7 protein-coding genes are annotated in these 7,180 nt (G+C 71.5%); 6 read left to right on the top strand and 1 reads right to left on the bottom strand.

The annotated features are described in order from the left end of the window. Positions 1-98 precede the first annotated feature (98 nt). Genes AB0M59_RS02165 through AB0M59_RS02145 form a run of 5 tightly spaced genes read left to right on the top strand, consistent with a single transcriptional unit; the run spans position 99 to position 4,222 of the window. Positions 99-962 (top strand): hypothetical protein, encoded by an 864-nt coding sequence (locus AB0M59_RS02165; protein WP_364607079.1) that lies wholly within the window; start codon positions 99-101, stop codon positions 960-962. Then, positions 959-1,729: an aldolase/citrate lyase family protein gene (locus AB0M59_RS02160; RefSeq protein WP_364607076.1), complete on the top strand. Its 771-nt coding sequence runs from the start codon at positions 959-961 to the stop codon at positions 1,727-1,729. Before AB0M59_RS02165 ends, AB0M59_RS02160 begins: the two co-directional genes overlap by 4 nt. Next, the gene (locus tag AB0M59_RS02155) at positions 1,726-2,565 is read left to right on the top strand and encodes an LLM class flavin-dependent oxidoreductase (protein WP_364607073.1); all 840 of its coding nucleotides are present in this window, start codon (positions 1,726-1,728) and stop codon (positions 2,563-2,565) included. The genes AB0M59_RS02160 and AB0M59_RS02155 overlap by 4 nt, the downstream gene beginning before the upstream one ends. After that, complete coding sequence (locus AB0M59_RS02150; RefSeq protein WP_364607070.1) at positions 2,565-3,485, top strand: 3-keto-5-aminohexanoate cleavage protein; 921 nt, start codon at positions 2,565-2,567, stop codon at positions 3,483-3,485. Before AB0M59_RS02155 ends, AB0M59_RS02150 begins: the two co-directional genes overlap by 1 nt. After that, positions 3,482-4,222 (top strand): SDR family NAD(P)-dependent oxidoreductase, encoded by a 741-nt coding sequence (locus tag AB0M59_RS02145; RefSeq protein WP_364607067.1) that lies wholly within the window; start codon positions 3,482-3,484, stop codon positions 4,220-4,222. The genes AB0M59_RS02150 and AB0M59_RS02145 overlap by 4 nt, the downstream gene beginning before the upstream one ends. 56 nt (positions 4,223-4,278) lie before the next feature. Here AB0M59_RS02145 and AB0M59_RS02140 read toward each other — a convergent pair whose 3' ends face one another. Beyond that, positions 4,279-5,439, bottom strand: coding sequence for an LLM class flavin-dependent oxidoreductase (locus AB0M59_RS02140; protein WP_364607064.1), 1,161 nt, complete (start codon positions 5,437-5,439; stop codon positions 4,279-4,281). 153 nt (positions 5,440-5,592) lie between these two features. On the opposite strand from AB0M59_RS02140, the gene AB0M59_RS02135 reads away from it, so the two are divergent. Then, positions 5,593-7,149, top strand: a complete 1,557-nt coding sequence (locus tag AB0M59_RS02135; protein WP_364607061.1) for an HD domain-containing phosphohydrolase — start codon at positions 5,593-5,595, stop codon at positions 7,147-7,149. Positions 7,150-7,180: the final 31 nt, after the last annotated feature.

The following is a 7,180-nucleotide window of genomic DNA, read 5'->3' as shown; positions in this document are numbered from 1 at the left end:
GACTCACGCGTCCAGGACCTACGAGTGCTCACCTGCCGGCCGGCTACCACCAGGAGTGTGCCGGATAGCTCACTCCCAGAACTGATTAGGACCTCCCCGTGTACGAAAAGGACGATCCCCGTTCGGCGCTGGCCACCGCGGCCCGGCCCGACAGCGGCGCCGCGATCACCGCCGCGCAGTACCTCGACCTGCGCGCGACCCCGGTGGTGCGCGCGCAGAACGTCATCCTCATCCACACCGACGCCCGCGACGGCGACGACCTCGACAACGGCACCCTCGAGGGCGAGCTGGCGATCGTCGTCACCGACGCCTCCCCCGCCTTCACCGTGCTGACCGGTGACGGCGCCACGAAGGTCGACTCCCCCGGGCTCGTCGTCGTCCCGCCCGGAGCGTCGCGGATCAGCGTCCACGGCGACGGCCCGCTCGTCCGGCTGGTCGAGGCGACCGAACCGGCGTGGCGGGATCGCGTCGCCAACGCGGACGCCTATGCCGAGAACCACCCGCGCGTCACGCTGCTCGAGCGCTGGCCGGCACCCGCCGAAGCACGAGTCCGCTTCTACCCGCTGTCCGAGGTGCCGGACGACCCGAAGCGGTTCGGGCGGATCTTCCGCACCCGGTCGTTCATGGTGAACTTCCTGCCCCTGCAGGACGGCCCGCGCGACCCGCACAAGCTCTCGCCGCACCACCACGACGACTTCGAGCAGCTTTCGCTGGCCGTCCAAGGCGAGTACGTCCACCACATCCGCACGCCGTGGCTGCCCGACAGCAGCACCTGGCGCGAGGACGAGCACGTGCGGATCGGCAGCCCATCGGTCACGGTCATCCCGCCGCCCACGGTGCACACCTCCGAGGCGAGCGACCCGGGTGTGAACCAGCTGATCGACATCTTCAGCCCGCCGCGGGTGGACTTCTCGGAGAAGCCGAGCTGGGTTTTGAACGCCGACGATTACCCCATGCCGTGAGCGGGCGCACCGGAGGCGGGCTCTTCGCCCGCCAGACCACTCCCGTCGGCACCTGGCTGAAGATCGCCTCGACCGAGCCCGCCGAGATCATGGCGTTCGCCGGGTTCGACTTCGTCGTCGTCGACCTGGAGCACGCGCCGCTCGACCTGGTGACGGCGTACCGGCTGATCAACACCGCGGCCGCGCTCGGCATGACGCCGATCGTGCGGGTGCCGGACAAGACACCGTCGACGATCCAGAAGATCCTCGACGCGGGCGCCATGGGCATCCTCGTCCCGCACGTCGACACGGTCGAGGAGGCGGCGGCCGTCGGGCGGGCGTGCCGGTTCCCGCCCCACGGCGTCCGCGGCGCCGGCGGCACCAGCCGGGCCGGGGCGTGGGGGCTGAAGCCGAACGCCGAGTACCTGGCGGCGGGCAACGACGACGTGCTGTGCATCCCGCAGCTGGAAAGCGTCGAGGCGATCAAGGCCGCGCCCGAGATGCTGGCGCTGGACTCGGTGGACGCCGTGTTCGTCGGCGCGGCAGACCTGTCGATGTCGATGGGCTCGACACCCGCGTCACCCGACGTGCTCGATCTGATCGCCTCGGCGATCGCAGCCGCGCACGACGCCGGGAAGCGCTGCGGGCTGGCGTTCGGCGGGCTTCCGGAGAAGGCCGCGCAGGCGGTGCGGGACGGCTGCGACTTCGTCCTGCTCAGCAACGACACGACGATGCTGGCCGAGGCCGCCCGCGGTCTGGTCCGGGCGTTCCGGGACGCGACCGCATGACACTGTCCTTGCCGCGCACCGCGCTGTCGATCGCCGAGCCGGACCAGCTCGACCACGACGGCGTGGTGCGGTTCGTGCGGGCGCTCGAGGAGTACGGCCACCGCATGGTCTGGCTTCCCGAGGTCGCCGGGCGGGAGGCGTTCACGACGGCTTCCCTGGTCCTGGCGTCGACCTCGACCTTGATCGTCGGCAACGGCGTCGCGCGGGCGCTGGAACGCGTGCCGAAGTCCGCGGGGTCGGCGGCACGCGATCTCGCCGCCGGCTACCCCGGGCGGTACGTGCTGGGGCTCGGGGTCAGCGGCGCGGTCCGCGAACGCGGGGTCGGACCGCTGCCGTTCCTGCGCGAGTACCTGGACGGCGTCGACAAGGTGGCCGACGGCGTGCCGAAGGTGCTCGGCGCGTACTCGGCCGGGATCACGAAGCTGGCCGCCGAGCGCGCCGACGGGCTGATCACCTTCCTCGTCACGCCGGAGCACACCCGCTGGGCGCGGGAAACGATCGGGGACCTCTTCCTATCGGTGGTCCAGTGGGCGGTGGTCGGTCGTTCCCGCGCAGCAGCGCGCGAAGTGGCACGGGATCGGCTCGCGTACTACCTGACGCTCCCCCACCAGATCGCCAAGCTGACCCGGCTCGGCTTCACCGAAGCGGATCTCGCGCCACCGGGGTCCGACCGGCTGATCGACGCGCTCGTCGCGTGCGGCACGCCCGACCAGGTGCGCGAGGCGGTGCGGGCGCAGTACGACGCGGGCGCGACGCAGGTGGCCTTGAGCCTGGTCGGGCCGCTCGACGACGCGAAACTCGACGCCTACCGCGCACTCGCCGAAGAGGAGAACTGATGCGCACGGCCGAAAAGGTCATCATCACCACCGCCATCACGGGATCGGTGAACATCCCGTCGCAGAGCCCGTACTTGCCGCTGTCGGCCGACGAAGTCGCCGACGCCGCGCTGGCGGCCATCGAAGCCGGCTCGGCCATCGTGCACCTGCACGCCCGGGAACCGGACGGGCGGCCGACGCCCGATCCCGGTGTCTTCGAGAAGATCGTCGGGCGGATCACCGCGGAGACCGACGCCGTCATCAACATCACCACCGGCGGCGCGTCCTCGATGACGATGGACGAACGGCTCGCGGCCGCCTACCGGCTGCGGCCGGAGCTCGCGTCGATGAACATGGGGTCGATGAACTTCGTCTACTCCGGCATCGCCGACAAGGTGACGGAGTGGAAGCACGACTGGGAAAAGCCGTACGTGCTCAACACGTACTCGAAGCCGTTCGTGAACACCTTCGACAAGATCGAGCACACACTGCGGACGCTCGGTGAGTCCGGGACGCGGTTCGAGTACGAGTGCTACGACATCGGGCACCTGTACTCGCTGGCGTACTTCGTCGAGCTCGGCCTGGCGAAACCGCCGTTGCTGATCCAGGGCGTGTTCGGCGTCCTCGGCGGGATCGGCGCCGACCACGCGAACCTGGAGCACATGGTCCGGATCGCGGACAAGCTCTTCGGCGACGACTACGCGTTTTCGGCGTTCGCCGCCGGCCGCGACCAAGTGGGCTTCGGCACGCACAGCGCGTGGCTCGGCGGGCACGTCCGGGTCGGCCTGGAGGACAGCCTGTGGATCGGCAAGGGCAAGCTCGCGGAGAGCAACGCCCAGCAGGTCCGGAAGATCCGGGCGGTGGTGGAGGATCTCGGCAAGCCCATCGCCACGCCCGCCGACGCCCGCGCGATGCTGGCACTGCGAGGAGGAGAAGCATGAGCTTGCTGACCGGAAAGGTGGTCCTGGTCGTCGGGGCCAGTTCGGGCATCGGCGCGGACGCGGCGCGGGTGTTCGCCGCGGACGGCGCTTCGGTGATGCTGGTCGCCCGCACCGAGGAACCGCTGGCGAAACTCGCCGCGGAGCTGTCCGACTACGACGTCGCCTACACGACGGGTGACATCACGTCCGCGTCCAGTGTGGACGCCTTCGTGGCGGCCACGGTCTCGCGCTTCGGCCGCCTCGACGGCGCGTTCAACAACGCGGCGATGGGTGGCAGCGGCCGTCTCGACGAAGTGTCCGAAGCGGACTTCGACCGGATCATGGCGGTGAACGTGAAAGGCACGTGGCTGTGCCTTCGTGCGGAGGTCCGCGCGATGGAGGGTGCCGGCTCGATCGTCAACGTGAGCAGCATCGGCGGCTTGCGCGGAAGTTCGGGCATGGGTGCGTACCAGGCGACGAAGCACGCGGTGATCGGCCTGACCCGCACCGCGGCGCACGACTTCGGGCCGCTGGGCATCCGCGTCAACGTGATCGCGCCCGGCCCGACGGAAACGCCGATGCTGGACGAGCTGCGCCGCACCATCCCGGGCGGCGTGGAGGCCCGCATCGCGGCGACGCCGTTGCGGAAGGCGGGCACGGGCGCGGAAGTCGGCTCGACGGCGGCGTTCCTGCTGAGCGACCGGGCCAGCCACTTGAGCGGCGTAGTCCTCCCGGTCGACGGCGGCTTCACGGCCTGACTTCGTGAAGGCCACCTTGAGGAACTTGTGCTTCCTCAAGGTGGCCTCCACGGACCTCACTCCAGGTCCGGGATCAGTTCGCCGATCAGGCGGATGCTCTTCAGCACCTTCTCGTGCGGGATGCCGCCGATCTGCTGCAGGCACATCATCCGGTCGATGCCCAGGTCCGCGTACGCGCGCAGCTTCTTGCGGCACGTCTCCGGGCTGCCGACGATCAGCGAGTCCTGCGCGCTCAGCACCTCGAACACCTCCTCGTCGCGCACCTGCTCGCCCTGCAGGACCCGCGCGATCAGCAGGTTCGCCTCCGACGGCCCGTCGGCCGCCTCGCCGCGGAGGAAGTCGCCCGTGAGGCCCGGGGACTTCGCCAGCTCTTCGTTGCGGGCGTTGGCGCGCACGAACTCCGTGGCCGCTTCGAAGAACGTCAGGGCCGTCACCGTGTACCAGGCCGCGGCCGCCGCCGCGCCGTTGCGCATCGCCTCTTCGTCGGTGTCCGCGCAGTGGACGAAGGTGAAGAACCCGACCTGGTCGTTGACGAACGCCCCGACCGGCGACGTGCACTGCGCGGCCGCCGCGCGGTACAGGCCGATCAAGCGGCTCGCCCGCTCCAGCGACTCCCACATCGTCGTGCCCAGCACGCCCACCCCGCGGCGGCCGGCCTCTTCGAACGACGCCGGGCTCGCCGCTGCCTGCCAGAGCGGCGGGTGCGGCTTCTGCAGCGGCTTCGGCCCGATCCCGGCGTCGTCGACGCGGTAGGCGTCGCTCTCCCACGAGAACCGCTCGGACGTCCACATCTTCGGCACCATCTCGAACGCCTGCTGCGTCTGGGCGCGGGCGTCGTCCGGCTCGATGCCGAACAGGCGCCACTCCGGGATCGTCGACCGGGTCAGGCCCAGCTCCACCCGGCCGCCGCTGAGGTGGTCGAGCGTCGCCGCGCGCTCGGCGACGCGGATCGGGTGGTTGAACCGTCCCGGCGCCAGCACCGCGGAGTGGCCGAGCCGGATCCGGCTGGTGCGCTGGGAAAGCGCCGCCAGCATGAGCTCGGGCGCGGACGACAGGCTGAACTCCCCCGCGCCGTGGTGCTCGACCTGCCACCAGCACCCGTAGCCCAGCTCGTCGGCGAGGACTGCCTGTTCAATGGCTTGCCGGAACCGCAGCTGTTCGTGGCCTTCGGGCCAGGGCCGCGGGTTCTGGATCTCGTTGAACAGGTCGATCTTCATCCACGGCCTCCGCGTCGTCGGGGTCCCGAAAGATCAGGCACCGAGAGGTCAGACGCCGAGAGCGATCGCACCGTTACCGATGGTCACCCGGACGGAGCAGCTTGGTCACCGACCATCCGGGTGGCACGCTTCTGGCGAAGGAGAGGCGATCCCATGGCCGTCCAGCCGAGCGGGCCGCGGCGGGCCGAGGTGCTCGCCGCGCTGTCGCTCGCCATCGATCTCGGGCTGGGGCAGCCGATGGAGCACATGCTGCGCTCCGCGCTGATCGCGACCCGGCTCGCCGAGCGGCTCGGCCTGGACGAACACCAGCGCGGTACGACCTTCTACGCCACCCTCGTCGCCTGGATCGGCTGCCACGCCGATTCGCATGAGCTCGCCGCTTGGTTCGGCGACGACATCGCGTTCCGCTCCGCCACCTACCGCGTCGACTGGGCGGGGTGGCCGTTCCTGCGGCTGCTCGCCACGCACGCCGGACGTGACCGCGCCCCGGTCGCGCAGGCGATGCTCGCGGTCGCGTTCCTGACGAAGGCCCGCGGCCGCCTCGCCGAGCTGATCCACTCCCACTGCACCTCCGCCGGAAGGCTCGCCGATCGGCTGGGCCTGGGCGCCGAAGTCGGCACCGCGCTGGCCGGCACCTTCGAGCGCTGGGACGGCAGCGGCCTGCCCACCGGCGCCCGCGGCGACGGGCTCCCGATCGAGGTGCGCGTGGTGCACCTCGCCGAGGTCGCCGAGGTGTACCTGCGCCGCGGCGGGGTCCCGGCCGCCGTTGCGATGGCCGAAGCGCGCAGCGGCACCCACTTCGACCCCGCCGTCGTGAAGGCGTTCGCCGGCGGCGCAGGCGAGATTCTCGGCGGCCTGCTCGACGACGACGTCTGGACGGCCGCCCTGGAGCAGGCTCCCGACCGCGACCGGACGCTCACCGACACCGAGCTGGACGACCTGCTGACCGCGATCGGCGACTTCGCCGACCTCAAGTGCCCGTTCGCCCTGGGGCACTCACGCGGGGTCGCCGCCCTCGCCGCCGAAGCCGCGCGCGGCAGCGGGATGTCCGAAGTGGACGTCCGGCTCGTCCGGCGGGCCGGGCTGGTGCACGACCTCGGCCGGATGGGCGTGCCCAACAGCATCTGGGAAAAGCCGGGCCCGCTGTCGGAAGCCGAATGGGAGCGGGTGCGGCTGCACCCCTACCTGACCGGGCGGATCCTGCGCCGCGTAAAGGGTTTGGAGCAGGTCGCCGTCATCGCCGCGGCGCACCACGAGCGGCTCGACGGCTCCGGTTACCCGCTCGGCGCGGCCGGCGCGGCACTGGCGCCGCACGCGCGCCTGCTCGCCGCCGCCGACGTCTACCACGCGCTGCGCGAACCGCGGCCGCACCGCCCGGCGCGCGACGCCGTCGACGCCGCCGAAATCCTGCGGCAGCACGCGCGAGAGTCCCGATTGGACGCCCACGCCGTCGAGGCCGTGCTGCTGGCCGCCGGGCACGCGCGGCGACGGCCGTCCCACCCCGCCGGGCTGACCGGCCGCGAAGTGGAGGTGCTGCGCCTGCTGGCCGGCGGCGCGACGAACCGCGAGATCGCGCGGACGCTGTCGATCAGCGAGAAGACCGTCCGCAACCACGTCGAGCACATCTACGCCAAGGCCGGGGTCTCCAACCGGACTGGCGCCGGGCTGTTCGCCCTCGAGCACGGGATCAGCGGTCTCCCCGGAAGATGAGGCATCCGCCCCATGCGGCGGCGGCCGGGCG

This window comes from Amycolatopsis sp. NPDC051371, from assembly GCF_040682155.1.
Lineage (GTDB): Bacteria > Actinomycetota > Actinomycetes > Mycobacteriales > Pseudonocardiaceae > Amycolatopsis.
The sequence above is the reverse complement of the archived record's forward strand: the minus strand, read 5'-3'. Positions and strand labels throughout refer to the sequence as shown.

Excerpts from the sequence above, each read along its gene's own strand:
- AB0M59_RS02135 (WP_364607061.1), top strand. The coding sequence starts at position 5,593 with ATGGCCGTCCAGCCGAGCGGGCCGCGGCGGGCCGAGGTGCTCGCCGCG.
- AB0M59_RS02150 (WP_364607070.1), top strand. The coding sequence starts at position 2,565 with ATGCGCACGGCCGAAAAGGTCATCATCACCACCGCCATCACGGGATCG.
- AB0M59_RS02140 (WP_364607064.1), bottom strand. The coding sequence starts at position 5,439 with ATGAAGATCGACCTGTTCAACGAGATCCAGAACCCGCGGCCCTGGCCC.
- AB0M59_RS02145 (WP_364607067.1), top strand. The coding sequence starts at position 3,482 with ATGAGCTTGCTGACCGGAAAGGTGGTCCTGGTCGTCGGGGCCAGTTCG.
- AB0M59_RS02155 (WP_364607073.1), top strand. The coding sequence starts at position 1,726 with ATGACACTGTCCTTGCCGCGCACCGCGCTGTCGATCGCCGAGCCGGAC.